Source organism: Mycobacterium sp. (assembly GCF_008709575.1).
In the GTDB taxonomy this organism is placed as follows: domain Bacteria; phylum Actinomycetota; class Actinomycetes; order Mycobacteriales; family Mycobacteriaceae; genus Mycobacterium.
This window is the reverse complement of the sequence record NZ_VYIK01000464.1, coordinates 1-611: the sequence shown is the minus strand read 5'-3', so window position 1 is coordinate 611 and position 611 is coordinate 1. Positions and strand designations below refer to the sequence as shown.

At 70.0% G+C, this 611-nt stretch carries 1 pseudogene; it reads left to right on the top strand.

Annotation, left to right across the window (positions count from 1 at the left end):
• Positions 1–396 precede the first annotated feature (396 nt).
• Positions 397–611: pseudogene (locus F6Q13_RS19600) on the top strand (arsenite S-adenosylmethyltransferase); the annotation flags it as partial.

Genomic DNA, 611 nt, shown 5'->3' with positions numbered 1-611 from the left:
CGCTGGCACCGTCGAGGCGAGCCGCGCCGTCCGCCGCGAGCTGACGCAGTTGCGCCTCGGTAAAAGAACGAGCCATCGATATCTCCCATCGTTGCGGTCGTTGTCACCACCGTATCGGCTAGCGGCTGCATGGTCCACGGCCCGACCGACTTGACCCGGTGTCATAGGCCCGTGACGGCGACGAGAACGAGCGAGACCTCGCGGATGAGGGCACGGATCAGCCTGCGGTTGTGCGCCGGGCGGGGCCGCTAGCGGTGCTTTGTCGGCGCCGCAGACCTGGATCGCCGCGGCCTCGGCGCTGCGCCGGCTGGGACGGGAACGCCGTGGCGTCGCGTTAGCGCGTCTGCCCGGCGCGGTGCCACCCTGTCATCCGGCCATCGATCGACGTGAGAACTGATGACCGGAAACAGCGAGTTGCGCGAGCAGGTTCGGGCCCACTACGCCGCTGCGGCAAGCGCGGTGGCCGCGGGCGGCAATAAGGAGGACACCCTTGCCGCGGAGAGCCGCTGCGGGCCGCGCGGCTCGGTCGGATGCCCTGGTCCTCTACAGCGCGAACGAGCAATCGGGGCTGCCGCCGAGGCCATCAAGGCAAGCATGGGCACCGGCAACCC